This window comes from Amycolatopsis sp. lyj-108, from assembly GCF_046549005.1.
Taxonomy (GTDB): Bacteria; Actinomycetota; Actinomycetes; order Mycobacteriales; family Pseudonocardiaceae; genus Amycolatopsis.
Genome location: NZ_JAJPWQ010000002.1, coordinates 443,688 through 469,233, shown reverse-complemented (window position 1 = coordinate 469,233; position 25,546 = coordinate 443,688). Strand labels below are relative to the sequence as shown.

The window sequence follows — 25,546 nt, the reverse complement described above, 5'->3', positions numbered from 1 at the left end:
CCTCACCAAACGATGTGCACATCCTGATCCCTCACGATCGCCGGACGGTCTCGACGGGGTTCGTGCACGTCGAAAGGACAAGGCACCTGCCTCGCCCTCACCTCCGTGGAGGCCTCCCCGTGGCTCCCGTCCCCCGGGCCGTCATCGACGCCGCCCGAAGGCTCACCGACGAAGACGAGATCCAGGCGATGATGGCCGAGTCCGTCCAACGCCGGTTCTGCACCACCGACCTGCTCACCCGCGAGCTCGATCAAGCAGGCCGAAGCGGAACGGCCCTGCCCAGGAAGGCCCTCGTGCCGCTCTTGGCCGGGGCAAGATCCGTCGCCGAGGCCGACGCGTGGCGCCTCTGGCGAAGATCCGGTCTCCCGCCTGGCCACTGGAACGTCCCGATCTTCGACGTGAACGGGAACTACATCGCCACCCCGGACTTCTGGTGCGACGAGGTCGCCTTCGCCTGGGAGATCGATTCCTATCGCCACCACGCGAACCTCGAAGACCATCGCGCCACCGTCGCGCGCAACGCGAGATACGTCGCCGCCGGGATCGTCGTGTTGCAGACGCTGCCGTCCCGGCTGCGCACCGAGCCGGACGAGGTCGAGCGTGAGCTTCACGCCGCGTTCCGGACGGCACAAGCCCGGCCACGGCCGGACGTCAAACCCGGCGCGTGAGCCGGTCCACCGCCCACGCCACCACCGGCACCACCGCGACAGCCACCCCGAAACCCCCGAAAGTGTCCGTCGGATAGTGCGCCCCCAGCGCCACCTCCGCCCACCCCATCGCGAGCCCCGAGAACGCCACCAACCCCACCAGCACCCAGGTCCCGCCAACGGCGCCGAGGTTCCGCACATCGATCACCAGCAGCGCGACGACGGTCGCGACGGTGACCGCGAAGGCCGTGTGCCCGCTGGGATAGGAGAGGAACTCGCCGTGGATCAGCCTGCCGGTCAGGGGTTTCAGGGCGGTGGTCAGCCCCACTGTCACCCCGGAGGCGACCACCAGCAGGATCGCCGTCCGCGGCCGCCGGTGCCGCACGCACACCCAGCCGAACAGCGCGATCACCACGATCGCGCCCACCGGTTCGCCTGCGAAGTCGATGACGGTCGCCAGGTACCAGAGCGGGCCTTGGACCCGGTCGACCACCGGCAGCACCAGGGCGTCGAGGCCGGCGGTGTGGGAAGTCCCGGCGTAGCGGAGGCCGAGGACGAGGGCGACGACGAAACCGAAGGCGCCCAGTGCCCAGAGCGGGATCCGCGCCCGCGGCGGGAGCGCGGGCGGACCGGTGATCACGCGTCGATCGCCGCCTGGTAGCCGCCGATGAGCCGTTCGAGGCCGATCTTCGGGGTGAACTCCTGTTCGTACACCAGCCGTGCGGCCCAGCCCATTTCCTGGTTCCGTTCGGCGTCGCCGACGATCTCGCGCAGCCGCGCCGCGAGCGATGCGGCGTCCCCGGGTTCGTGCAGCAGGCCGGTGACACCCTCCTCCACCAGCTCGCGGAAGGCGCCGTGGGCCGCGGCGACCGTCGGGACGCCGGCGGCCATCGCCTCGACCACGACCAGGCCGAACGCCTCCAGCCATTCCGACGGGGCGACGACGGCGTTCGAGCGGACGATCAGGTCTCGACACTCCTCTTTGGACTGAAGCCCGAGGTAGCGGACGTCGTCGCGGCCGTGTGCCCAGCGCGCGACCTCGTCCTGCATCGGGCCGGTTCCGGCGATCACCAGCGGCGGCAGCGAACCACCGGCGGCGGCGAGCTGGTCCCACGCCTTCATCAGCAGGCCGATGCCCTTTTCCTCGGTGATCCGGCCGAGGAACAGCAGGTGCTCCCCCGCGCCCTTGCGTGTCTTGCCCGGATCGGTGACGTAGTTGTACTTCACCGCGAGCCGCTCGGCCGGCATCCCGGCGGCGATCAGGATCTCGCGCTGCGCCTTTGAGATGCAGAAGAACCGCGTGACACCGGACCACCAGCGATTGCGGTTCAGCATCATGCTCGCCGCCATCGGCACGGTGGCCAGCGGGGAACCGCGGTAGCACCCGTGCCGTACCGCCGGAATCGGCTTGCGGCCCACGCAATCGGTGCAGATGTAGCCCTCGCGGTACAGCGTGCCGGGAGGGCAGATCAGCGTGTAGTTGTGCACGGTCGCGACCGTCGGGACCCCCGCCTCGGTGCAGGCGGCCAGCACCGACGGCGAAAGCAGCGGGAACGTGTTGTGGATGTGGACGACGTCCGGCCGGTCGTCGGCGAGGCGCCGCGCCAGTTCCGCGCGCACGGCCCGGTTCCACGGCACCTGCAGCGGGACGACGGCCTTGCGCGGCAGCGACATCTCCGCGATGTCGTCGCTGCGCCGCTCGAACAGGCCGACCTCGTGCCCGGCTTCGGCCAGCAACGCGGTCTCCTGGTCGACGACGGTGTTCTCACCGCTCGGCTGCTCGGATCTGTACCGATTGTGGATGACGAGGACCTTCACGCCGTCTCCTTGACGAAATCGGGTTCTTCGGCGGGCGCACGCACCAGCAGCGACGCGGCCAGGGCCAGGTGCAGCAGGTACGGCGACGCGTCGCCGAGGCCCGCCTCGGTGTAGGAGGCGGAAAGACAGTACGTGATCAGGAAGATCGCGCACGCCCTGGCGGGGGACGGTGGCCGCAGCACGGCGACCACGACCAGCACGAGCATGAACGCGGCCACGATCGCGATCCCGACGTAGCCCTGCTCGTGGTAGACGGCGAACCAGCTGCTGTCGATCGGGAGTCCGTCGAAGGACTTGTCGGTCAGCCCGACGCCGAACAGGTACTCGAGTGTCGTGCGCGGCGCGTCGAGCAGCGCGTCCCACACCTTCGCGCGGCCGGTGAGGCTGGAGAAGTTCTCCTCGGACTGGCCACGCAGGAACCAGGCCTGCAGCAACCCGCCCAAGGCCACCACCGCGAACAGGCCGCCGAACACGAGCCAGGTGAACACCTTGCGGGCGCGGGCGCTGGACATCCACTGCGACATCAGCGCCACCACGGTCCCGGCCACCAGGCCGAGCATCGCGGTGCGGGTGTGGGTCAGCAGCAGGATCCCGAACGCCGGGACGATGACGACCAGCGCGTGCTTCCGCTCCAGTTTCCCCCCGAGCCACAACAGCACCGTGAGCCCGATGACGATGGCCGCGTACTGGCCGACCTGCGGCGGGGTCAGCGGCCACAGCGTTCCGGTGAGCCGTCCGCCGTACTCGAACGGCATCGCGTTGCCAGGGCTCAGGGCGAACCCGATCACCACCGTCACCAGCACCACGGCGTAGGCGCGGATATGCGTGCGGACGAGGTCGAGACCGCCGTTCCACCAGCGGGTCAGCAGCCACAGGGTGCTCAGGAAGAGGGCGAACCGGAAGCAGCGGAACAGCGCGCCGAATCCACCTTCCAGGGTGAGGCTGGAGACCACGCTCAGCACCAGCAGCAGGGTGAGCAGGAAGAGATACGCGCTCGGCCTGATCCGCAGCCGGGCGTTCAGGGCGAGCGCGATCACGAACGCGGCGCCCAGCGCGCCCATGGTGATCAGCTGGCTGACCGATCGCGGCAACGGGAGGAGCGTCTTCGCCCCTGTGGAGCCCAGGGTGTTGATGATCAGCAGTGTCCAGGCGACGCCGACCGCCTTGGGCATCCCCGTGCGGATCGACGGTTCGGCCCGGACCGCGGATTCGAGCATGTCAGCCACCTCCCGCACGGGTGAGTTTGCTGCCCTGGTCCTGCTTGTAGGGCGCGCCCTGCCATTCGCCGAAGCCCAGCACCCGGCTCGGCTCGAACGCCACGAAGTTCCACGGCCCGGAGTAGGTGTTGTCGTAGAGCCGGTTGCCCTGGGCGAAGGTGATCGCGTGCTGGACGACCTCGCCCTTGTACGGCGACCAGTCCGGGAACGTGCCGAAGTTCGCGAGCATCGCCATCCGCGCGCAGCTCTCCTCGCAGCCGGCGACGGCCGGGTCGAGCACGAACCGGTTGTGGTGGATCTCGACGCGCTGGGTCTTCCAGCGGCAGTCGGCGTTCAGCGGCCCGCCCGCGATCCCGGGCTGCGCGCATTTCGCCTGCTCGGGCACCAGCCGCGTGCAGGAGCCGGACGACGTGTTGGCCGGGCTGTTGCAGAACCGGTCGGAGTTCTCCCACAGGGTGACGCCGTTCCAGTTGTTCTCGAACGTGTTCCCGGAGATCTCCAGTTTGTCCGTGCGCGCCTTCACCCTCGGTTCGCCGCCGGATTCGGACACGTAGATCGACGCCACCGGGAAGCTGTCGCCGCGGTCGATGTAGCGCTTGCCGTCCACCCAGTTGTTGCGGCGGATGGTGTTTCCGCTGATCACGGCGTTGTAGCTGGTCTCGTACATCAGCGCGGCGCCGTCGTTGTTCTCGATGACGTTGCCCGCGATGCGGAAGTCGTTGTTGTTCGTGTCGGCCCACAGCCCGACGCCGCGGTTGTCGTGCACCCAGTTGCCGACGATGTCGGCGCCGTCGACCTCCCAGAACTTGATCCCGCCGGAGCAGCCGCAGCCGTCGATCTTGCTTTCCCAGTCGCCGGTGTTGTTGCCGGTGATCTCGTTGCCCTCGACGACGAGACCGGTGATGCCGCTGTCCTGCGCGTAGGCGTTCATCCCGTACTGCCCGTTGCGCCGCAGGCAGTTGCCCCGGACCTGCTGCCGCGCGCCCGCCATCAGCGCCGCGCCGTCGTTGTCCTGGACGGCGCTGTGCTCGATGACCCATCCGTCGGCCGAATCGTGGTTGACCACGCCTTCGTCGTGCGGCGCGGCGAAGCCCTGCACGGTCAGGTACTGGATCTTGACGTCGGCGGCGTCACCCGCGAAGGCGTACTGGTTGATCTTCCGGCCGTCGAGGACGGCCTTCGGACCACCCACGTAGACGTTCCCCGGCTTCGGATTGACCTGGTCGTAGCGGTCGTCGCCGAGCTTGTGCGTCCCCGGTGCCAGCCAGAACGTCGTCCCGGCCGGACTCGACCGCGTCTTCGCCGCGAGGTCGCCCGCCACCGCCGGGTCGATCTTCACCGCCCCTGCCGGCGCTTCCGCCGGACCCTCCGGCAGCTTGTCGCACACCTTCGCGACCGCACCGGACGGCAGCTGGGCCGGATCCGGTCCAGGCTCGTCGGCAGGGGTGGTGCAGGCGGTGAACGTCAGCGAACCGAGCAGCACCAGAAGCGCTGCCCGGCGGAGGCGATGCGGTCGTGCGATCACAATGGGGGATCCTCGTTACCTGGTTCGAAGGTGAGCACGCTGGTGAACGTGGCTCCGTCGGCGACGGTTCCGCTGCCCAGCAGGGTCCATGACGGCTCGCGACGGCCGAACCCTGCCGAGTACCAGCCCATCGGCGGGGTGGTCTCGCCGCGATGCGCCGACCAGTCCAGTTCCGGCGGCAGCTCGAACGAAGCCGTCCGGGCCTCGCCGTCGACCGTCCAGGACAGCGTCGCCGTCCCGCCGGAAAGCGAGACCTCGACCAGCGGGCCGAGGTGAAAAGCAAGACGGCAGTGCTGTGCCTCGCCACCGCGAACCTCGTCGAGGATCCTGAGCACTGTGCCGTCCATACCTTCCAGCTCCACCGAACGCCGGTGGACGGACGGCGCGTAGCCGTCGTGTTCCGCGCTCCAGCGCGACGGCGTTCCCGCCGCGATCACGGTGGTGACGGCGTGTTTCGTCCACAGGAACGGCCCGCCGGAGACGGACTGGTCGGCGCGGGAGAGTTCGAGCGTGTTGTGCCCCGCCGTGGACCGGAAGTACGACCGCCACTTCGGTTCGCCGTGGTAGCAGTAGGTTCCGGGGTCGGCGAGGATGTCGACGCCGTCGTGCCGGACCTCCACCGAAAGCGCGTCCGCGTGCGCGTGCGCGGCGATGGACAGGAAGCCGTGCGGCCCGCCGTCGCAGCGGCACCAGATCCTTCCGTCGCGCAGGATGGTCATCCCGGCGTCGGCGAAGTCGTCCCGCCGCCGCACCGGACGCCGCGAACGGACCGGGATGTCCTTGGCCAGCGCGGAGAAGAGCGGCGTGCGGACGTCGCCACCCGGCGTCTCCGGCCACCAGTCCAACCGTCCGAAAAGGACAGATCCGGTGTCGATGAGCGATGCCCAGCGGCTCGTCTCGTCGCCGTCGACGATCAGCCCGAAGCCGTCGTCGGCGTCACCCTGCCGTGGCGGCCGCAGTCGATTGTCCACTATGGACGCCAGGGCGTCGGTCATCCGCAGCAGCACGAGCCAGGTCGACTCCGGAACCGCGACACCGGCGGCCTTCGCCTCCAGCGCCCCGGCGAGCCCCAGCTCCAGGACGAGCCCGTGGTACTCGGTGGCGAGCTCGCGGTTGAGACCGGACTCGAAGGTGTTGTGCCGCAACATCTTGTCCAGCGAGGCCAGCGCCGTGTCCCGCCACTGGGCGGATTCGGGGAACCAGGCGAACGCGCAGGCGGCGGCGAGCTGTCCGGCGTCCTCGGCGATCACGTGGTTGTTCGCCGACGATCCGCGGCTCGGGAACGCGGCCAGCCAGCGCTGGTGGTGCCAGATCTGGTTGAGCGCCACCGGGTTGTCGTCGAACAGCGCCGGCGCCTGTGCCCAGCCGTCGAGCAGCCGCCGGACCCACACCCACGACAGCAGCCGGATGCCGAGTTCGATGCCGCTGACCCAGTGCACCCCGCGCATCGGCGGGTTGGCCGCCCACCAGGACTTCAGGTGCGCGGCCACGCGTTCGGCGTACCGATCCTCGCCGGTCAGGGCATACGCCGCGGCCAGCACGGTGAGGTGCTGGTGCCGCGACGGCTCCCAGATCTGCTTGATGTCGCCGACCGCGTCCTCGCTCCGATACTGGATGTCGAAGGAGTACACATCGGACGGTGCGCGGCGACCGGTCTTCGGGTCGTACGACCAGTCCGGGTCGACGAGGTCGTCCCGCTCGACGCCGAAGTACTCGGCGCGCCCGTCCATCAGCCTGTCCGCCTTGACGAGCAGATCCTTCACCGCCTCACCGGAGACGGCGGCGAGGACCTCGTCGCCGGGCACCGAAGCGAATCGCCGGTCCGGCAGCCACGTCGCCTGCTCGCTCGCGACACCGCGCCACTGGCGTTTGCGCACGACGTCGGTGACGCGGCCCGCGATCTCGGCGGGCCCCATCCGCGACAGTCTCCGCAGGTACCAGGAGGGATCCATCAGCCGAGTCCGATCCGCACCGGTGCCCCGGTCTCCAGGCTGCGGTTGACCGCGAGCGTGGCCAACGTCGTCGCGACGAGCGAGTCGACGGACACCGGCATCGCGACGCCGGTGGTCAGCGCGTTGACGAACGCTTCGAGTTCGGCGGCCTGGCCCTTGTCGCGGCCCTTGGGGATCCGCGAGCTGGCCCACTTCTTGCGGCCGAACACCGACGCGCGCGCGAAGTCGTCGAACTTCAGCACCTTGCCGTCGGTGGTGACGTCGATCGTCTCCTTGGGGAACGACGCCGCACCGCTCGTGGTGTACGCGATCGACGCGGTCGAGCCGTCCGGGTAGCGCAGCAGGATCTGCAGGTCCTGGTGGCCGGGCGTCGCGGTGGCGTACACGGAGACCGGGTCGGCGCCGAGCAGCCAGCTGACCGTGTCGATGAAGTGCCCGCCCTCGCCGGCGAACCGCGAGCCCTCGCTGTCGGCCTGGTTGTACCAGCTGTTCGCGTCGAGCTGCCCGGCGTTGACCAGGTACCGCACGGAAGCCGGGCCGATCCGCGGTCCGAAGTGGAGCACCGACTCGTTCAGCAGCGGGGCGAACCGGCGGTTGAAGCCGACCTGCAGCCGGTCGTTGCCGGACTCCTCGATCGCGCCGAGCACGATCTCAAGCTCCTTTTCGGACAGGGCGAGCGGCTTCTCGACGAAGACGGCCTTGCCCGCGAGCAGCGCGCGCCGGGTCAGCTCGGCGTGCGAGCTGTGCCGGGTCACGATGAACACGGCGTCGATCGAGGAGTCTTCGAGCATGGTGTCGAGATCGGTGGTGGCACGGCCGAAACCGAACTTGCGTTTGGCGTTCGCGCCCGAGAGCGCCGAGGTGGTGACGACCTCGGCGAGATCGACGTTCTCCATCTCCGCGAGATGCGGCAGGAGCATGGAAGACGCGTAGTTGCCCGCGCCGATGAACCCGATCCGCACGCCGCCGGGCTTCGGCGCCGCGCGCACCGCCGACGGCTTCGGCACGGAAACCGCCGTGACGGCCTGCTCGGCCGGGCCCGCCGGACGCTTGTCGTACTCGAACAGCACGGCGACGGCCTTGAGCTCGCCCTCGTTCAGTTTCCGGTACGTCTCGACGGCGTCGGAGAAATCCGAGACGTGCGAGATCAGCGGCTCGACGTCGAGACGGCCGCGGCCCATCAGGTCGACGACGCATTCCAGGTTGCGGCGCTCGGTCCAGCGGACCTGGCCGATCGGGTAGTCGCGGCCCTCTAGTTCGTATTCCGGGTCGTAGCGGCCGGGGCCGTACGAGCGGGAGAACCGGACGTCGAGTTCCTTTTCGTAGTAGGCGTTCCACGGCAGGTTCAGCGAGCACTTGCCGATGTCGATCACCCGGCCGCGGTCGCGGCTCAGCTTCGCGGCCAGCTCCACCGGCTCGTTCGTGCTGCCGCCCGCGGCGAGGTACACCTGGTCGACGCCGTGCCCGGAGCTGAGCTCCGCGACCGCGGTGTCGACGACGCCGGAGCCCGGGTCGCCGCATTTGAGCGCGCCGAGCTGTTCGGCGATCGCGCACCGCGCCGGATCCGGGTCGACGCCGACCACACGGACCCCGGAGGCGACCAGCAGCTGCACGACCAGCTGGCCGATCAGGCCGAGGCCGATGACCAGCGCGATGTCGCCGATCTGCGGTTCACCCTGGCGGACGCCCTGCATCGCGATCGCGCCGACCGTGCCGAACGCGGCGTGCCGCGGGTCGACACCGTCCGGCACCTTGGAGTAGAGGTTCTTGGGCACCCAGTTCAGTTCCGCGTGCAGCGCGTGCTCGTTTCCGGCGCACGCCACGAGATCCCCGACGGCGACGTCGTCGATGCCCGGGCCGACCTCCTCGACCACGCCGCACAGCGAGTACCCGAGCGGCGTGTACGAGTCGAGTTTGTTCATCGCCTTGCGGTAGGTCGCGCTCAGCCCGTTCGTCGCGACGCTCTGCATCACCTTCGCGACCTGATCCGGCCGCGCCTTCGCCTTGCCCACCAGGGAAAGGCTCGCCTCGGACACCTTCATCATCTCGGTGCCGGTGGAGATCAGCGAATAGGCGGTGCGGACCAGCACACCCCCCGGTTTGCACGCGGGCACTTCGACGTCGAGGAGCGCGAGCTCCCCGCTCTTGTAGTTCTGCACTACCTGCTTCACGTCGCTCCTAGTGATGGATAAGGCAAGTGGTGTGGCGGCTGCGGTACCGCGTCGGTACAGGTGTTCGTGAGTGGCGTTTCGGGGGCAAGGCAAAGGTGTCGGGTGTTGTGAAGGGGACTTTCGGGACACCAGGCGTCCCGAAAGTGGCTTTCGCGACACGTCTTGGCCATAAATCGCCACTCATGACCCACCGGACCGGGCGGAAATGGCACCGCGATACCAGTACTCGAGGGTCAAGATGTGCCAGAGGTGCTTGGACCGGTCCTGCTGCCCGGACGCGTCTTCGTCGACGAGCCGTTGCAGGGCCTCACGCTGGAGGAATCCAGCCTTCACCAATTCGCCTTCGTTCGTCACCTCGCGCACCAGTGGCGCGAGGTCGCGGCTCATCCAAGCCCGCAGTGGTGCGCTGAACAGGCCCTTCGGCCGGTGCACGATCTCGGCGGGAAGAATCGAGAGCGCCGCTTCCTTCAGTGCCATCTTTCCTTGGCGCTTCACGATCTTCTTGTCGCCGGGGATCCGGAACGCGGCCTTCACGACTTCGATGTCGACGAACGGCGTCCGCACCTCGGTGGACGCGGCCATGCTGGACCGGTCGGTGTAGGCGAGGTTGAGCCCGGGCAGGAACAGCCGCGAATCGGCGAGGCACATGCGGTTCACGAAGTCGGTCAGCGTGTTGTCGTGATAGGTGTCCGCGTGTTCGGTGATCACGTCGTCCACCGCGCCCGCGAGGTCCGGGTTCAGCAGCGCGACGAGCTCGGCCTGGTCGTACATCGTGTAGCTGCGCCGGAACGCGGTCTCCTCCGGCAGTTCCGCAAACGAGAGGAACCGCTTGGCGAACCGCACCGAACGGAATCCGCGCTTCGACGTCGCCACCGGCAGTCTGTCCACGAGGGACTCCACCGGACGCCGCACGAGACCGGGAACCCGTTGGTACCGCACGGCGATCTTGTTCGCGAGATGCTTGCGATACCCGGCGAACAGCTCGTCGGCACCCATGCCGGACAGCATCACCTTGACCCCGGCCTCACGGGCGGCGGTGCAGATCAGGTAGCTGTTGATCGCCGCCGGATCGCCGATCGGCTCGTCGAGGTGGTACGTCATCCGCGGCAGCAGATCGAGCACCTGCGGCGCGATCTCGATCTCGTGCAGGTCGACGCCGAACTTCGCGGCGACCTTCTTCGCGTACATCAGGTCGTCCGGCATCGCCTCGAACTTCGCGTCCTCGGCCCGGAAGCCGATGGTGTACGCGGAGATCCCCGGCTGTTCACGGGCGGCGATCGCGGTCAGGTAACTGGAGTCGAGCCCGCCGGAGAGGAATGTCGCGACCGGCACGTCGGCCATCAGGTGCTTGCGTGTGGAGTCCTCGATGACGTCGTTGAGGTCGAACTCGCCCTCGTACGCGGCACCTTCCTCGGCGACCTGGCGCAGCGACCAGAAGGTGCCGCGTTCGACGTCGCCGTTCGGCCGGAACCGCGCCCAGCTGCCCGGCGGCAGCTTCTCGGCCTCGCGGAACGCGCAGCGGCCGTCCGGAACCCAGTAGTAGAGCAAGGAGGCGACGAGCGCGGTGTCGTCGACGGTCAGGGAACCGCCGAGTTCGGCGGCCAGCGCCTTCAGCTCCGAGGCGAACGTGACACCCTTGCCGCGGCGCACCAGGAACAGCGGTTTGATGCCCAGCTGGTCCCGCACCAGGGTCAAGGCGCCGGTGCGCTCGTCGAAGACACCGAAAGCGAACATGCCGCGAAGCCGGTGCAGGCCGTCGGTGCCCCACTTGCGCCACGCCTCCAGCAGGACCTCGGTATCGGACGTCCCCCGGAACCGCACCCCGGCGGCTTCGAGCTCTTTCCGCAGCTCCGGCGCGTTGTACAGCTCGCCGTTGTAGGTCAGCGCGAGCCCGCCGGAGACCATCGGCTGCGCGCCGGTCTCGGTCAGGTCGACGATCGACAGCCTTCGGTGTCCTAAGTGGACTTCCCCGTGGTCGTACCGGCCGGAACCGTCCGGCCCGCGATGGGCGAGGGTCTTGGTGAGCCGATCGGTGAGCGGGCCCCCGTCCGGCCAGAAGTAGGCCCCTGCGATGCCGCACATCTGCTTTCGCTCCCTAAAGCGCTTCGGCGTTGTCCGGTGAAACCGGCGCGAATCGTTTGGTCGGCTGATCGGCGTTGCCGAGTTCCTTGGCGCGTTTGTACGGCGTCGGATGCCCGTTCTTCTTCGGGAACATCTCCACCGGCTTCGGCATGGACCGGGCCGCCCGCCCGCGCAACGCCGTGTGCAGGCCGTCCCACAGCGTCCCGTCGGTGTGGTCGCGCGGATCCGGATCCACCACGACGACCCCGATGATCGGGATGTGCCGGTCGGCCAGCTGGCGGGCGACGGTGTGCAGCCATTCGGTGTTCGCGTGCCCGGTGCGGACGACGAGGATCGTCTCCTCACCGAGGACTTCGAGGTCGGTCCACGACGTCCCGGGCTCAACCGAACCGACGCCGATCCGGCGTTCCCCGGCCGCGGGCGGCGTGTCTCCGCGATCAAGCACCTGGATCGGGCCTTGGCCTGCCAGCTCCCGGAGATTCGTCTTCGGCAGGTCGTCGACGAGCGACGCCGTCCCCTTCTCCGCCAGCTCGCGCGCCATGTCGACGGCGAGCGCGGCGGTGATCTGCCGGGCACCGAGGTCGAGCAAGGACACCGAACCGCCCTCGTGCCGGACCGCACGGACCAGCGTCGTCGCGACCCGCCGCCGGCTGGTCACCGCACGCGAGCGTCGCAGGAAACGCGGCGGCTTGGGCAGTTGCGCGATCACGGAAGCGCCGAGGTGCTGCGAGATCTCGCGGCGCAGCACCGGCCGGTCCTTCACCACGCTCGTGACGGCAGCGAGCCCCAGCCCGGCGAGCAGCCCGAGCGCGAAGCCGATCCCGGCGTCGGTGGCGAGCGTCTTGAGGAAGGACTGCGGCAGGATCCGCGGCGCGTCGACGATCTGCGTCCCGGCGGCGACCTTCGGCGTGCCGATGCCCGCCTCCTGCGCGCGGCCGTCGTAGTCCGAGATCTTGGACGTCAGCTCCGCGCGGCGCGAGTACAGCCGTTCCAGCTGCGCGGGGTTGGCGTTGCGGTTCTTGGCTTCCTCGGCCACGATCGCCGACTCGATGGAGCCGAGTTCGTTCTGTGCCTGGTTGCGCTGGTCGAGCAGGGCCTTCTGCTCGGCCGCCGCGGCCGCCTGGTTGCGCGAGATGTACTCGGTGATGAAGGAATCGGAGATCGCCTGCGCGCGGGCCACGGCCTCCTCGTTGGTCTTGCCCTTGACCGTCAGCTGGAGGACGTTGTTCGTCAGGCCCAGCCCCTCGTAGTCCTTGAGGAACTCCTCCGGCGCCTGGGTGCTGTTCAGCTTCTTGAGTGCCTCGGTGGCGGTCTTCGTCGTCTGGAGCACGGCGACGTCGGTCCGCATCAGTGTTCCGCTGTCGGTCGGCGAGTCGTCGGGGTGGACGACCAGGATCTGCGCGACGGCGGTGGGCGGCGACGGCAGGAACACCGCGACCAGCCCGCCGAGGATCAGGCCCAGCAGGGCCATGGACGTCCACAGGCGACGCCGTCTCCGCACCGAGACGACCAGCCGCTGCAGGTCGATGAGCGGTTCGGACTTCGCTTTTTCGGCGCTGGTCACGCGGTACCTGCCAGTGCTTCGTGGTCGGCGGGGGTGGGCGCGCCGGGCCGGGTTCGGGTCGGGGAGACGGGGCGGAGCAGCACGGTGCCCACCACGGTGAGGCCGGCGTCGGCGACGGCTTCGGCGATCCCGACCAGCTCCCAAGCGGACCGGGAGCCGAGGCTCGTCACGACGAGGACGCCCTCGGCGTCGGCGTCTTCGAGGACGGGCCGCGCCGGGGACACCGTCACCGGCGCGAACCACCGGCCGGCGAGACGGGTGATCCGCCCGGCGGCCGCCTGCCCGGCGTGGTCACCGTCCGCGGCGAGGACGAGCAGCCGCCGGTGCGGGAGCCGCGAAACCAGGCGCCGGTACTGGATGTCGGCGTCGATCTCGTCGGCGAAGACGTCGACCCGCGGGATGTTCCACGGCCGGTCGTCACGGAGGATCTTGGCCCGCAGGGTGGCTCCCGCCGGGCGCCGGTCCACGGCGTCGAAGGTGGCCAGCACCGGGCCGCCGATCGCCGCGGCGATCTCCTCCTCGCCACGCAACCGCCGGTCGGTGCGGGCGATGAAAAGGTGCCCGAGCAGGCCGATCAGGAAGAACAACGCCGCGCCGCCGATGGCGAGCTGCGGCAAGGTGGGTGCGGCCGCCGAAGACGGCAGCTCGGCCGAACCCAGCACGACCATGTTGCCGAGACCGCTCGCCGTGTCGGCGGCGTTCAACGTGGACATCGCCGACTCGATCGTCGAGCGCAGCCCTTGCAGTTCGGTGCGGAGCTGGACGCTCTCCACGGTCGTCTTGCCGTCGTTGACCTTCGCCGAAAGTTCACTGATCCGCTGGTTGGTCTGCGCGACCTGCTGCCGCAGCGTCTCGCGGCGCTCCTGCGCCAGCTGCACGGCGGCGTCGCCGGAACCGGCGATGATCTGCGTGGAGTACTTCACGAACTCCTGGGCGAGCTGGTCCGCGAGCCGCTGCGTCTGTTCGGCGGTGTCACCGATGGCCTCGATGGTGATGACATTGCCCTGCGCGACCGACGTGGTCACCTTGTCCCGCAGGTCGGCGCCGGTCTCGCCGTCCCCGAGCCCGGCGGCGGCCCGGTCGAGCACGACCGAACTGGTCGCCACCTCGGCCTGGGTGAGCAGTTCGTCCGCCTCACGCGGGCCCTGCAGCAGCACGCTGGAGGTGGTCCGGTAGCCGGGGGAAAGGATCACCGACGATCCCGCGCCGACCAAGGCGCCGAGGAGGGCGAGGACCACCAGGGTCCGCCACCTCCCGCGCAGAACCTGTCCGATCATGGACAGGCGCACCGTGTCGTCACTCAAAGCCGGGATCTCCCATCGGCGCGGTTGGGTGTGGCATGAATCCCGTCGGACCGACCACGGCGTTGGTTACAGAATCGCCCCAGTCTTGTTCAAAACGCGACCGGGAAGTCGATCAACGGATCGCGGCCTCGTAGGCCGAGAGCAGGGCTTTCTGGGAGTTCTCCCAAGAAAGCGGACCGGCGACGCGCGCCCGCCCCAGCTCACCCATCGCGGCCCGCTGCTCCGGCGAGTCGAGCAGATGCGCGATCAGCTTCGCGAACTCCGGCTCGTCGTTCGCCGGCGCGTACAGCGCGGCCTCCCCGGCCGAAACCCGGGCCTCCCGGAGCTCGAACGAGACGATGGGACGGCTCATCGCCATGTACTCCATGATCTTGTTCATGGTCGACACGTCGTTGAGCGGATTGAGGGGGTCCGGCGAAAGGCAGACGTCGGCCGCGGACAGATAACGCAGCAGGTCTTCGTCGGGGATCCGGCCGGTGAACTCGACCTGGTCGTCGAGCTTCAGTTCCTTCGACAACGCCACCATGGCGTCGAAGGCGTCACCGGAACCGATGAACACGGCGTGCCAGTCGGTGCGGCCGACGACGTCACGCAGCGACGCGAGCGCTCGCAAGGCGTAGTCGACGCCGTCCTGCGGGCCCATCACGCCGAGGTACGCGAGCAGATGCGGCTTGCCCTTCTTCAGCTCGGGCTCGACCGGGACCATGTGGAACCGCTCGACCACAGGCGCGCTTCGCACGACGAAGACGTCTTCCGGCGACTTGCCGCCGCGCTTCACGGCGACGTCCTTGTAGCTCTCGTTGGTCGCGATGACGACGTCGGCCGTCTTGTAGGTGCGGCGCTCCAGCGCGCAGACCGCGCGGTACAGGAAGTCCTCGCCGCGGTCGAACCGCGAAAGGTACAGCTCGGGACACAGGTCGTGCTGGTCGAAGATGAACTTCGCGCCCTGGCGCTTGAGGTACAGCGCGACCAGGAACAGCAGATCCGGCGGGTTGCAGGCGTGCACGACGTCCACCCGGCCGACCTTGCGGGCGAGCCGGAGCGTGTGCCACAGCGCGGAGCCGTACTCCTGGACGTACCCGGCCGGGCCACCGGTGGCGGCCTTCAGCGGGTACCGCAGGATGTGGACGCCGTCGATGGTGACTTCGGCTTCGGTGTCCCGCTTCGTCCCTTGTGGACAGATGACGTGGACTTCCCAGCCCGCGTCACGGAGTGTCTGGCACTCCTGCCAGACGCGGCGATCGAAGGGGACGGAAAGGTTCTCGACGAGGATGAGAGCTTTACCAGGCAAGGCCGACATATCCCTCTTCAGTCCGGCGCCGGTCGGCGTCGGGTACACGGACGAGATCGACGATGGTGTGGCCGCCGCCCGCCGGGAGCGCCGCGAGGACCTCCGGGTCGGTGCAGCCGATGAGGCAGACCTCGGCGTGGTCGACGACCTCGCCGATGGAACCGGCCAGCAGCTGGCCGAGATGCGGCAACCTGCCCTCGATGTACTCGCGGTTCGCGCCCATCAGCCGCGAAAGGCTGACGTTGGCGTCGTAGATGCGGAGGTCGTACCCCTTGCCGAGCAGCCGCTCCGCCAGCTCGACGAGCGGGCTCTCGCGGAGGTCGTCGGTGCCGGGTTTGAAGGACAGGCCGAACAGCCCGACCTTGCGTTTGCCGGTGCGCGCGACCAGGTCGAAGGCGCGCTGGAGGTGTTCGTCGTTCGAGGGCAGCACGTGCGACAGGATCGGGACGGCGACGTCCGCGCGGTGCGCGGCGTAGACCAGGCCACGCAGATCCTTGGGGAGGCACGAGCCGCCGAAAGCGAACCCGGGGCGGAGGTAGGCGGGACTGATGTTGAGCTTGCGGTCGGCGAGGAAGACGTCCATCACCTGATGCGAGTCGAGCCCCAGCGCGCGGCAGATGGAGCCGAGCTCGTTCGCGAAGCCGATCTTGAGCCCGTGGAAGGAGTTGTCGGCGTACTTCGTCATCTCGGCCACCGGGATCGCGACGCGGAAGACCTCGCCGGGAAGCCCTTCGTACAGCGCCGCGACGACGTCACCGCTGGCCGCGTCGAGCTCGCCGATGACGGTCTTGGGCGGGTCGAAGAAGTCCTTGACGCTGCTCCCCTCGCGCAGGAACTCGGGGTTCACCGCGACCCCGAAATCGACACCGGCGGTGAGACCGGACGACTTTTCGAGGATGGGGACGAGCAGGTCCAGACAGGTGCCCGGGAGCATGGTGCTGCGGAAGACGACGGTGTGCCGCTGTGTTTTTGCCTTGAGCGCTTCGCCGATTTCCTCGGCCACGCGCTCCAGGAACGCCGTCGACAGGCTGCCGTTGAGAGCGGAGGGGGTACCGACGCAGATGAGGGAGACTTCGCTGTCCGCGATCGCCTGTCTTACGTCGGTGGTCGCTCTCAGTCTGCCTTGGGCGACCACTTCCGCGGTCAGTTCCCCGATCCGCTCCTCGACCACCGGCGCCTTGCCGCTGGAGACGAGGTCGATCTTCACCGGGTTCACGTCGACCCCGACGACCTCGTGCCCACGCCCGGCCAGGCACGCCGCCGACACGCAACCGACGTAACCGAGCCCGAAGACACTGATCTTCATGACGAATTCCTCCAGCCGCATTCCGCTGACCGTTGGTCGGCAGGAGGACCGGGTTCGTTACCGGTGTCCACGGTTCGCCTGCTTTTGGCGGAATGCCTGTGCGGCAAGGGAATTACTCATCGCTCGAAGGGTGCGAAACGCTACAGGACGCGCATAAGGGTTTCGTCTCGATCTCCTGTACACGCCCGGAACGCCCTCGCGGTTGCCCTCCGGTAACGCCGGAATGTTCCGTACTGGTCAATCGGACGACGCGGCTCTTAGGTTCGTTCCGTCAACGACGAGCACCTGGGGGAACATCGATGCGCAGAACCCTGCCCTGCCGGTCCGTCCGCGCCGTCAGCGCGCTGACCTTGGCCCTCACCCTCACCGGAGCGATGGCCGCGGTACCCGCGTACGCCGAGCCCGGCCCGAACCTCAAGATCACGGCGGCCGTACCGGAAGGGCTCTGGCTCCGCGAGGACAACATCCCGATCGACCTCAAGATCACCAACATCGGCGATGCCAGGGCGACCGACGTCAAAGCCACGGGAAGTACCTATTCCGGCCCCTACTACGGCTTCGACTTGAACACGTGGGGCGACCTGGACACGAACGGCTCCGGAGCGTCCTTCGAGGCGGGCGAGAGCCGGACCTATCGAGTGACCGGCCGGATCTGGGGCGCCGAGGCGGGCAACCCCGTGGTGAGGATCGACTTGAGCGCCCCGGCCGACACCGACTACTCGGACAACAGCACCGACGTCCCGGTGAACCCGATTCCGCCGGAGACGACCGAACGTGTCGCCGGGCAGGTCTACGGAGACAAGAACCGCGACGGCCTGCATACCCCCGGCGAGGAACTGGCCGGGCTCACGGCACTGGTGGGCGGCCCCGGGCTGCCGCAGCCACTGTCGGTGGTCACGGATTCCGCGGGACGGTTCTCCTTCGACGCGGTCCCGGTCGGCGCCACTCGGGTGCTGTACTTCAGGAACGACCCTGACGGCTGGCTGTTCCCGGAGGGCGATCTGATGCGCTTGGACGGCAGCGGCAAGTACCAGAACCTGAGCGTCCAAGGCAGGCAGCCGCTCGAAAAGGACCTTTCGGCGAAGATCGAATTCGACAAGGCGCACTATGCGCCCGGAGAGACCGCCAAGGTGACGGTCACTCTCACGAACAGCGGCGCGTCCCCGCTTTCCGGCCTCTACGCGACCTGCAGAGACCCGCACGGCACTGATATCGACCTGAAGATCCCGCAGGAGCAGTGGGGTTCCTTCGGTCCCGCACAGGCGGGCGCGCTGGCCGCGGGAGGGCGACTGGTCCTCACCCTGACCGGCCAAGTGCCCGAGAAGGCGCAATACTTCGGCAAGACCGTCCTCGACTGCAACTTCAACGGCAAGACCTACCTGCGCGGCCCGTGGGTGTCGGCCGAAGCCAAGGTACCCGGCAAGCGAGCCGATTCCCGAGGGCTGGCCTGGGTCGACAAGAACCGCAACTACCAGCCGGACGACGGTGAAGGCCTGCCGAACACCACCGTCACGTTGTCCACAAAGGACAACAAGCTGGTTTCGCTCGCCAAGACCGACGCCAAGGGATACGTGACCTTCCCCAATGTCGCCGCCGGCGAATACGAGTTCCGGGTCGTCGGCCCCTGGAAGGCGGTCGACGACTCGACCGTCCACCACGTCGCACCGCCGTACGGCTGGGAGTGGTGGGTGCAGCTGGAACCGCGCTGACGCTCGGGAGACCGGGTTTTCCGTTACCCCTGAACGAACTTCGCCGCGAGCCCCTGCCCCACGGAGGTCGCCTTCCCGTGGTCCTCGGTCGGCGACACCTTCGAGTTCTTGAAGCAGATGTACGTCACGCCCGAGTCGACGCCGCCGTTCTTCGGGTCCGGGTTGATGCCCAAGGATTTCGCGGTCGCGTAGGACGCCTCGCCGATGATGTCCTTCGGGCCGGTGTCGCCGATGACGGTGTAGAGCACCTTGTTGTTGTAGATCACCGCGCACGAGCCGGCGCCCTTGAGGCCGGACTTCTCGAAGTTCCACGTGCTGCTGATGCTCGGCACGACGATGTAGGGCGTCTGGTCGGCGATCAGCGCCTTGCCGTCGGAGCGCGGGTACGCGGTGCCGTCCTGGAACCACGGGTCGGTGGTCTTGTTGCACCGCGCGGTCGGCTGCCCGTCGCAGTCGACGTCCATGTCGGCCTTCCAGAACACGGCGCCACCCGCGTCGCAGACCGCGATGGTGCGGCCGGTCTCGTCGTCGGTCTTGTACTTGCCGTTCGAGATCTGCTTGCAGGCGGTGGTCTTCGCCAGCAACTGCTGGGCGGTCGGGGCCGCCTGCACCGAGGGGGCGGCCACGGCCGTCGCCGCGGGGGCCAGTCCCGCGGCCGCCACCATGGTCGAGAACAGCAGTAGTTTCCGCATACCGAGCACCCCTTAGTTAATAAGACTTCTTTACCGAGGATGCTCAGGATGCCGCCGTGCGCGATTCGACTCAAGGGTCTGCGGGATGTTGTTTTCCCACTATGCAACGAAAACCGGTCAAAAGCGGGCAAGCCTGGCGACTCGCGCGATGGCCCGTCCCGCTCGGTGGTACAGGCCGTCTCGTTCAGCGAGCACGCTGTCGAGCCACTCCTGGTCGACGTCGTGCCGGACCTCGACCCGCGGCCGCAGCCAGCCGTCGCGCGACGCCGCGCCGCCTTCGGTCGTGTAGACCCTCGTCGCGCCGGAACGCCGGAGCCTGCTGAGCACCCGCCGGTCGTAGGCGCCGAACGGCGGCGCGTACGCGCGCACGGGTTCCCCGCTCAGGTCGGCGAGCAGTTTCGGCGCGGTTTCGAGTTCGCGCCGGGCGTGCCTGCCGTCGAGCCGCCGCCAGTCGCGATGTTCCCAGCCGTGCGAGCCGATCGACATCCCCGCGTCGACCAGCTTGCGAAGGCCGTCGGCGTCGAGGAAGCCCCGCTGACCGATGCGACCGGCCAGCGGGAAGAACTCCGCCGTGAGATCGCGCTCCACCAGTCTGGGGAGCGCGATCTCGACGTCGGAGGAGTTGCCGTCGTCGAAGGTGAGCCCGACGTCTTCCCGTCCGGCCACCGTGTCGAGCACTCGCTCGAACTGCTCGACGGTCACCCATGTTTCGTTTTCGCCTGGATCCAGCGCGCGCACGGGCCTGCCCACGCCGCCTATCGCCAGGATCACCATCCGCGCCTCATTCGGGACCGACTGTATTTCCCGATTAATCGAGTTGGCGAACGGAGTAGTTACATGATCCCGCAAGGTGTCCACGAATGGATTACTTGCGGATCTCCAGGGTGCAGCACTTCGGGCCGCCGCCCGCCTTCCGAAGCTCGGAGATGTCCAGGAAGACGACCTCGTAGCCGCGTTCGGTCAGCCGCGCCGCCAATCCGGTCGCCTCGACCGGCAGGACGACGTTGCGGCCGTCGGACACCCCGTTGAGCCCGAAGCACTCCGCGTCGGCCCGGTCCGCGATTACCGCGTCCGGGAACATCCGCTCCAGCACCTTCCGCGACCCGGCCGAGAACGCTTCCGGGTAGTAGGCGATCTGGGCGGTCGTGGTGTCGGTGGCCTCGGCGAGCACGAACAGCGCGGTGTCGAGGTGGTAGTAGCTCGGGTCGATCAGCCGCAGCGAGACGACCGGGACACCGAGGACCTCCTGCGCTTCGGCGTGCGCGGCCGGGTCGGTCCGGAAGCCGGTGCCGGCGAGCAGGATCTTGCCGGTCCAGGCGAAGTCGCCTTCGGCCTCGTTGATCTTCTCCGGCATGGTGATGTCGCGGTAGCCGTGCTCGACGAACCAGCGGCGGAAGTGCTCGGCCTCGGCGGTGCGCTGCGGGGCGCGGAACCGCGAGCCGAGGACGCGGCCGTCGACGACGGTGCCGGAGTTCGCGGCGAACACCATGTCGGGCAGGCCGGGCTGCGCGTCGATCTCCTCGACGGTGTGGCCGAGGCGTCGGTAGGTGTCACGGAGTTCGGTCCATTGCGCCATCGCGGTGTCGACGCTGACCGGGACGGATGGGTCCATCCAGGGGTTGATGACGTAATCCACCGCGAAGTACCGCGGCGGGCACATGAGGTAGCGGCGCGTCGTGGGTACACGGGGCTGCTGCTCCAGTTCCGGCATACCCGAAGGGTAAGGCTCACCTAATTCCGCAATCAATCGCTGTTCGCTGCGCATATACCTGCTAAACATTGCGTGTGAACACCATCGACCAGCGAATCGTTTCATGCCTGATGGCCAATGCGAGGTCCAGCTACGCCGACATCGGCAAAGTCGTCGGTCTGTCCGCGCCCGCGGTGAAGCGACGGGTCGACAGGCTGCTCGAAACCGGGGTCCTGCGCGGCTTCACCGCGGTCGTGGATCCCGAGGCACTGGGCTGGGGCACCGAGGCGTTCGTCGAGATGACCTGCAACGGCAACATCACCCCGGCCCGGATCCGCGCCAGGCTGGAGCCGTTGCCGGAGGTCGTCGCGGCGTACACGGTGTCCGGCGCGGCCGACGCGATCGTCCACCTGCGCGCGTCGGACATCCACCATCTGGAGACCGCGCTGGAGCGGCTGCGCGGGCTGGAGATCGTCGACCGCACGGTCTCCACCGTCGTCCTCTCCCGGTTACTGGAACGCCCGCCGACCCCCGAAGCGTGACACCCTCGGTCCTGTGACCGATCAGATCCGCTCCAGCCACGACGGCGGCGTCGCCGTGCTCACCATCGACGCGCCCGCGACCCGCAACGCCCTGACCCTCACCTTGTCCGCCCAGCTGGCCGAGGCCGTCGCGAGCGCCGAAGCCGACGAGAGCGTCCACGCTTTGGTCGTCACCGGCGCGCCACCGGCCTTCTGCGCGGGCGCGGACCTGGACACACTCGCCGGCGCCCGGGAGGACGGGCTCCGTGCGATCTACGACGGATTCCTCTCGGTTGCGCGGTGTTCCTTGCCGACGATCGCCGCGGTCGGCGGTGCCGCCGTGGGTGCCGGACTGAACCTCGCGCTCGCCGCGGACGTCCGCATCGTGGGACCGAAGGCGAAGTTCGTGGCCAGATTTCTCGATCTCGGCATCCATCCCGGTGGCGGGATGACCTGGATGATCCAGCGGCTCGTCGGACCGCAGAAGGCCGCGGCGATGACACTCTTCGGTGAGGTCGTCGGCGCCGAAGCCGCTGTCGAATCCGGGCTCGCGCTCAAGCTCGTCGACGGCGATCTCGTCGAGGCCGCCCGTGAACTGGCGAAACCCGCTGTCGATGCCCCGCGCGACGTTCTCCTGGCGACGAAGCGCACGCTTCGGCACACCGCTTCACTGACCGACCATTCGGCCGCCGTCGACGCCGAGATCGAGCCGCAGCTGGCATCACTCACCGCACCCGCGTTCGCCGAACGACTGACCAGGTTGCGGGCCGCGATGACCGGCCGATGACCGTTCCCTGACCGGACTTCACTACCCTTGAAGGAGATACGGCTCACAATCGAGGCGTACGACTAACCGTTACCATCGGTAACAGATAAACCGGGAAACCCCCGCTCAGCGACGAGCTCAGGACACTCGAGAAGTAGGTCCAGGCCATTTTTAGGGCAACCTGGGTTGTGTGCCGAGGACTAACCTCGGGACATGGCACCTGTGACCTGGCCGACATCGCCGGGCGAGGCACCGGATCTCCGGCACGGCCGGGGACGACGCACGTCGGGAGAGAGGGAATCCCTGACCTATGAGCACGAGTGCGAACGGCAACGGCTCCTTGTCGGCCGTCAGGCCGACCGAGGTCGCCAAGCTGGACCGGGTGGTCATCCGGTTCGCCGGCGACTCCGGTGACGGCATGCAGCTGACAGGTGACAGGTTCACCTCGGAAGCGGCCGCGTTCGGCAACGACCTGTCGACCATGCCGAACTTCCCCGCGGAGATCCGCGCGCCCCAGGGCACCATCCCGGGCGTCTCGAGCTTCCAGGTGCACTTCGCCGACTACGACATCCTGACGCCGGGCGACCGGCCGGACGTCCTGGTCGCCATGAACCCCGCCGCGCTGAAGGCGAACCTCGCCGACGTCCCGTCGGGCGGGACGATCATCCTCAACACCGACGAGTTCACGAAGCGGAACCTGGTCAAGGTCGGTTACGACAACGACCCGCTCGACGACGACACCCTTTCGGCCTATCAAGTCCACCGGGTGGCCATGTCGACGTTGACCAGGGGCGCGCTCGAAGAGACCGGACTGTCCAAAAAGGACGCCGAACGCGCGAAGAACATGTTCGCGCTCGGGCTGCTCTCCTGGATGTACCACCGGCCGACCGAAGGCACGGAACGGTTCCTGCGCGAGAAGTTCGCGAAGAAGACCGACATCGCCGAGGCCAACATCCTGGCCTTCCGCGCCGGCTGGAACTACGGCGAGACGACCGAGTCGTTCGCGACGACGTACGAGGTCGCGCCCGCGAAGCTGAACCAGGGCACGTACCGCCAGATCACCGGGAACACCGCGCTGGCGTACGGGCTGGTCGCCGCCGGGCAGCAGTCCGGCCTGCAGATCCTGCTGGGCACGTACCCGATCACCCCGGCGTCGGACATCCTCCACGAGCTGTCCAAGCACAAGAACTACGGCATCCTCACCTTCCAGGCCGAGGACGAGATCGCCGGCATCGGCGCGGCGCTCGGCGCCTCCTACGGCGGTGCGCTGGGCGTCACCTCGACGTCCGGGCCCGGTGTCGCGCTGAAGTCCGAGGCCATCGGTCTCGCGGTGATGACCGAACTGCCGCTGGTCGTCATCGACGTCCAGCGCGGCGGTCCGTCGACCGGGCTGCCGACCAAGACCGAGCAGGCCGACCTGCTGCAGGCGATGTTCGGCCGCAACGGCGAATCCCCGGTGCCGATCGTCGCGCCGCTGTCCCCCGCGGACTGCTTCGACGCGGCGCTGGAGGCCACCCGGATCGCGCTGAAGTACCGCACGCCGGTCTTCCTGCTCTCGGACGGCGCGATCGCGAACGGCTCGGAGCCGTGGCTGATCCCGGACGTCGAAGACCTGCCGGATCTGCGCGTGGAATTCGCCACCGAGCCGAATGCCGAGGACGGTTCCGGGGAATTCTGGCCGTATGTACGCGATCCCGAGACCCTCGCCCGGGCGTGGGCGGTGCCGGGCGAGGCCGGTCTGCAGCACCGCATCGGCGGGCTGGAGAAGGCCGACAAGACCGGCCACATCTCCTACGAGCCCGACAACCACGACAAGATGGTCCGCCTGCGCCAGGCCAAGATCGACGGCGTCGACGTCCCCGATCTCGTCGTCGACGACCCGAGCGGCGGCAAGGCACGGGTGCTGGCGCTCGGCTGGGGCTCGTCCTACGGCCCGATCGGCGCCGCGTGCCGCCGCGTCCGCAAGGGCGGGATGCCCATCGCGCAGGCGCATCTACGGCATCTCAACCCGTTCCCGGGCAACCTCGGTGACGTACTCCGTTCGTACGACACCGTCGTGGTCCCTGAAATGAATCTCGGCCAGCTTTCGATGCTCTTGAGGGCCAAGTACCTCGTCGACGTGAAGTCGTACACGAAGGTCGCCGGGCTGCCGTTCAAGGCGGAAGAGCTGCAAGGCGTCTTCACGGAAGTCATCACCAGTACGGAGGGGACGAAGTGACCGCGATCGACCTGGGGATCCCCACCCTCGGCGGCCTGGACCTTGTGCCGACCGAGACCGAACCGCAGAAGGCGAAGGACTACAAGTCGGACCAGGAGGTCCGCTGGTGTCCCGGCTGCGGGGACTACGTCGTGCTCAACGCCGTGCAGTCGTTCCTGCCGACGCTCGGCCTCAAACGCGAGAACATCGTGTTCATCTCGGGTATCGGCTGCTCGTCCCGGTTCCCGTACTACCTGAACACCTACGGCATGCACTCGATCCACGGCCGCGCGCCGTCGATCGCGACCGGGCTCGCGACCGCGCGACCGGATCTGTCGGTGTGGGTCGTCACCGGTGACGGCGACGCGCTGTCCATCGGCGGCAACCACCTGATCCACGCGTTGCGGCGCAACGTGAACATCAAGATCCTGCTGTTCAACAACCGCATCTACGGCCTCACCAAGGGCCAGTACTCGCCGACGTCCGGGCCGGGCATGGTCACCAAGTCCACCCCGATGGGCTCGGTCGACACCCCGTTCAACCCGCTCTCGCTGGCGATCGGCGCCGAGGCGTCGTTCGTGGGCCGCGCGCTCGACTCGGACCGCAAGGGCCTGACCGAGGTGCTGGAGGCCGCCGCGAAGCATCGCGGATCGGCGCTGGTGGAGATCTACCAGAACTGCCCGATCTTCAACGACGGCGCTTTCGACGTCCTCAAGGACAAGGACGAGGCCGCGAGCCGGCTCATCCCGCTGAAGCCCGGCGAGCCGATCAAGTTCGGCCCGCAGGGCGAATACGGTGTCACACGCGGCGGCTGGGCCGGGCTGGAAGTCGGGAAGGTCGCGAACATCGGTGAGGAGAACCTCGTCGTGCACGACCCGACCATCGAGGACACCTCGTACGCGTTCGCGCTTTCGCGGATCGGCGACCAGAACCTGAACCACGTGCCGACCGGCATCCTGCGGCAGGTCGAGCGGCCCACCTACGACGACCAGGCACGTGCCCAGGTCGCCGAGGCTCAGGCCGCCCGCAAGCCCGATCTGCAGGGGTTGCTGCGCGGCAAGGACACCTGGACCGTCGTGAGCTAGTTCCGTACC

20 protein-coding genes are annotated in these 25,546 nt (G+C 68.4%); 6 read left to right on the top strand and 14 right to left on the bottom strand.

The window, feature by feature from the left end:
* Positions 1–119 precede the first annotated feature (119 nt).
* Positions 120–668 carry a hypothetical protein gene (locus tag ACLJO0_RS08490; RefSeq protein WP_410577390.1) on the top strand — a complete coding sequence of 183 codons (549 nt, stop codon included), beginning with the start codon at positions 120–122 and terminating at the stop codon, positions 666–668.
* On the opposite strand, the gene ACLJO0_RS08485 is transcribed toward ACLJO0_RS08490, so the two are convergent.
* The 11 genes from ACLJO0_RS08485 to ACLJO0_RS08435 form a co-directional block, all read right to left on the bottom strand.
* A complete protein-coding gene (locus tag ACLJO0_RS08485) occupies positions 652–1,287 on the bottom strand; it encodes a phosphatase PAP2 family protein (RefSeq protein ID WP_410577388.1) in 636 nt (211 codons plus the stop codon). The two genes, ACLJO0_RS08490 and ACLJO0_RS08485, sit on opposite strands and share 17 nt — an antisense overlap.
* A complete protein-coding gene (locus ACLJO0_RS08480; protein WP_410577387.1) occupies positions 1,284–2,465 on the bottom strand; it encodes a glycosyltransferase family 4 protein in 1,182 nt (393 codons plus the stop codon). The genes ACLJO0_RS08485 and ACLJO0_RS08480 overlap by 4 nt, the downstream gene beginning before the upstream one ends.
* On the bottom strand, positions 2,462–3,682 hold the full coding sequence (locus ACLJO0_RS08475) for an O-antigen ligase domain-containing protein (protein ID WP_410577386.1): 1,221 nt from the start codon (positions 3,680–3,682) through the stop codon (positions 2,462–2,464). The genes ACLJO0_RS08480 and ACLJO0_RS08475 overlap by 4 nt, the downstream gene beginning before the upstream one ends.
* 1 nt (position 3,683) lies before the next feature.
* Positions 3,684–5,207, bottom strand: coding sequence for a right-handed parallel beta-helix repeat-containing protein (locus ACLJO0_RS08470; RefSeq protein WP_410577385.1), 1,524 nt, complete (start codon positions 5,205–5,207; stop codon positions 3,684–3,686).
* Complete coding sequence (locus ACLJO0_RS08465) at positions 5,204–7,159, bottom strand: alginate lyase family protein (RefSeq protein ID WP_410577383.1); 1,956 nt, start codon at positions 7,157–7,159, stop codon at positions 5,204–5,206. Before ACLJO0_RS08465 ends, ACLJO0_RS08470 begins: the two co-directional genes overlap by 4 nt.
* Positions 7,159–9,330 carry a bi-domain-containing oxidoreductase gene (locus ACLJO0_RS08460; protein ID WP_410577382.1) on the bottom strand — a complete coding sequence of 724 codons (2,172 nt, stop codon included), beginning with the start codon at positions 9,328–9,330 and terminating at the stop codon, positions 7,159–7,161. The genes ACLJO0_RS08465 and ACLJO0_RS08460 overlap by 1 nt, the downstream gene beginning before the upstream one ends.
* A gap of 180 nt (positions 9,331–9,510) precedes the next feature.
* On the bottom strand, positions 9,511–11,412 hold the full coding sequence (asnB, locus tag ACLJO0_RS08455; RefSeq protein ID WP_410577381.1) for an asparagine synthase (glutamine-hydrolyzing): 1,902 nt from the start codon (positions 11,410–11,412) through the stop codon (positions 9,511–9,513).
* Positions 11,413–11,425: 13 nt separating this feature from the next.
* Positions 11,426–12,976 (bottom strand): Wzz/FepE/Etk N-terminal domain-containing protein, encoded by a 1,551-nt coding sequence (locus ACLJO0_RS08450; protein WP_410577379.1) that lies wholly within the window; start codon positions 12,974–12,976, stop codon positions 11,426–11,428.
* Positions 12,973–14,253 (bottom strand): exopolysaccharide biosynthesis protein, encoded by a 1,281-nt coding sequence (locus ACLJO0_RS08445; RefSeq protein ID WP_410577377.1) that lies wholly within the window; start codon positions 14,251–14,253, stop codon positions 12,973–12,975. Before ACLJO0_RS08445 ends, ACLJO0_RS08450 begins: the two co-directional genes overlap by 4 nt.
* Before the next feature lie 139 nt (positions 14,254–14,392).
* Positions 14,393–15,580 carry a glycosyltransferase family 4 protein gene (locus ACLJO0_RS08440; protein WP_410577375.1) on the bottom strand — a complete coding sequence of 396 codons (1,188 nt, stop codon included), beginning with the start codon at positions 15,578–15,580 and terminating at the stop codon, positions 14,393–14,395.
* Positions 15,561–16,877, bottom strand: coding sequence for a nucleotide sugar dehydrogenase (locus tag ACLJO0_RS08435; RefSeq protein ID WP_410577373.1), 1,317 nt, complete (start codon positions 16,875–16,877; stop codon positions 15,561–15,563). Before ACLJO0_RS08435 ends, ACLJO0_RS08440 begins: the two co-directional genes overlap by 20 nt.
* Positions 16,878–17,176: 299 nt before the next feature.
* On the opposite strand from ACLJO0_RS08435, the gene ACLJO0_RS08430 reads away from it, so the two are divergent.
* On the top strand, positions 17,177–18,586 hold the full coding sequence (locus ACLJO0_RS08430; RefSeq protein ID WP_410577372.1) for an SdrD B-like domain-containing protein: 1,410 nt from the start codon (positions 17,177–17,179) through the stop codon (positions 18,584–18,586).
* A gap of 23 nt (positions 18,587–18,609) precedes the next feature.
* Here the strand turns inward: ACLJO0_RS08430 and ACLJO0_RS08425 are convergent, their stop codons facing one another.
* The 3 genes from ACLJO0_RS08425 to ddaH all read right to left on the bottom strand — a co-directional run bounded on the left by ACLJO0_RS08425 (position 18,610) and on the right by ddaH (position 20,989).
* Entirely contained in the window at positions 18,610–19,278 is a 669-nt protein-coding gene (locus ACLJO0_RS08425) for a glycoside hydrolase family 75 protein (RefSeq protein WP_410577371.1), read from the bottom strand.
* A gap of 117 nt (positions 19,279–19,395) precedes the next feature.
* A complete protein-coding gene (locus ACLJO0_RS08420) occupies positions 19,396–20,052 on the bottom strand; it encodes a polysaccharide deacetylase family protein (RefSeq protein WP_410577370.1) in 657 nt (218 codons plus the stop codon).
* 91 nt (positions 20,053–20,143) lie between these two features.
* The gene (gene ddaH / locus ACLJO0_RS08415; protein WP_410577368.1) at positions 20,144–20,989 is read right to left on the bottom strand and encodes a dimethylargininase; all 846 of its coding nucleotides are present in this window, start codon (positions 20,987–20,989) and stop codon (positions 20,144–20,146) included.
* A 74-nt stretch (positions 20,990–21,063) separates the two neighbouring features.
* Here ddaH and ACLJO0_RS08410 point away from each other — a divergent pair, with 74 nt between their 5' ends.
* The 4 genes from ACLJO0_RS08410 to ACLJO0_RS08395 all read left to right on the top strand — a co-directional run bounded on the left by ACLJO0_RS08410 (position 21,064) and on the right by ACLJO0_RS08395 (position 25,537).
* Positions 21,064–21,510: an Lrp/AsnC family transcriptional regulator gene (locus tag ACLJO0_RS08410; RefSeq protein ID WP_005151923.1), complete on the top strand. Its 447-nt coding sequence runs from the start codon at positions 21,064–21,066 to the stop codon at positions 21,508–21,510.
* A 13-nt stretch (positions 21,511–21,523) separates the two neighbouring features.
* Positions 21,524–22,276: an enoyl-CoA hydratase gene (locus ACLJO0_RS08405; protein WP_125790170.1), complete on the top strand. Its 753-nt coding sequence runs from the start codon at positions 21,524–21,526 to the stop codon at positions 22,274–22,276.
* A 289-nt stretch (positions 22,277–22,565) separates the two neighbouring features.
* Positions 22,566–24,473, top strand: coding sequence for a 2-oxoacid:acceptor oxidoreductase subunit alpha (locus ACLJO0_RS08400; RefSeq protein ID WP_410577365.1), 1,908 nt, complete (start codon positions 22,566–22,568; stop codon positions 24,471–24,473).
* Positions 24,470–25,537 carry a 2-oxoacid:ferredoxin oxidoreductase subunit beta gene (locus ACLJO0_RS08395; protein ID WP_410577363.1) on the top strand — a complete coding sequence of 356 codons (1,068 nt, stop codon included), beginning with the start codon at positions 24,470–24,472 and terminating at the stop codon, positions 25,535–25,537. Before ACLJO0_RS08400 ends, ACLJO0_RS08395 begins: the two co-directional genes overlap by 4 nt.
* The last annotated feature ends 9 nt before the right edge of the window (positions 25,538–25,546 follow it).

Coding starts and splice junctions, on each gene's coding strand:
- ACLJO0_RS08420 (WP_410577370.1), bottom strand. CDS start 20,052: ATGGTGATCCTGGCGATAGGCGGCGTGGGCAGGCCCGTGCGCGCGCTG.
- ACLJO0_RS08440 (WP_410577375.1), bottom strand. CDS start 15,580: ATGTCGGCCTTGCCTGGTAAAGCTCTCATCCTCGTCGAGAACCTTTCC.
- asnB (WP_410577381.1), bottom strand. CDS start 11,412: ATGTGCGGCATCGCAGGGGCCTACTTCTGGCCGGACGGGGGCCCGCTC.
- ACLJO0_RS08400 (WP_410577365.1), top strand. CDS start 22,566: ATGAGCACGAGTGCGAACGGCAACGGCTCCTTGTCGGCCGTCAGGCCG.
- ACLJO0_RS08430 (WP_410577372.1), top strand. CDS start 17,177: ATGCGCAGAACCCTGCCCTGCCGGTCCGTCCGCGCCGTCAGCGCGCTG.
- ACLJO0_RS08465 (WP_410577383.1), bottom strand. CDS start 7,159: ATGGATCCCTCCTGGTACCTGCGGAGACTGTCGCGGATGGGGCCCGCC.
- ACLJO0_RS08425 (WP_410577371.1), bottom strand. CDS start 19,278: ATGCGGAAACTACTGCTGTTCTCGACCATGGTGGCGGCCGCGGGACTG.
- ddaH (WP_410577368.1), bottom strand. CDS start 20,989: ATGCCGGAACTGGAGCAGCAGCCCCGTGTACCCACGACGCGCCGCTAC.
- ACLJO0_RS08475 (WP_410577386.1), bottom strand. CDS start 3,682: ATGCTCGAATCCGCGGTCCGGGCCGAACCGTCGATCCGCACGGGGATG.
- ACLJO0_RS08435 (WP_410577373.1), bottom strand. CDS start 16,877: ATGAAGATCAGTGTCTTCGGGCTCGGTTACGTCGGTTGCGTGTCGGCG.
- ACLJO0_RS08445 (WP_410577377.1), bottom strand. CDS start 14,253: ATGATCGGACAGGTTCTGCGCGGGAGGTGGCGGACCCTGGTGGTCCTC.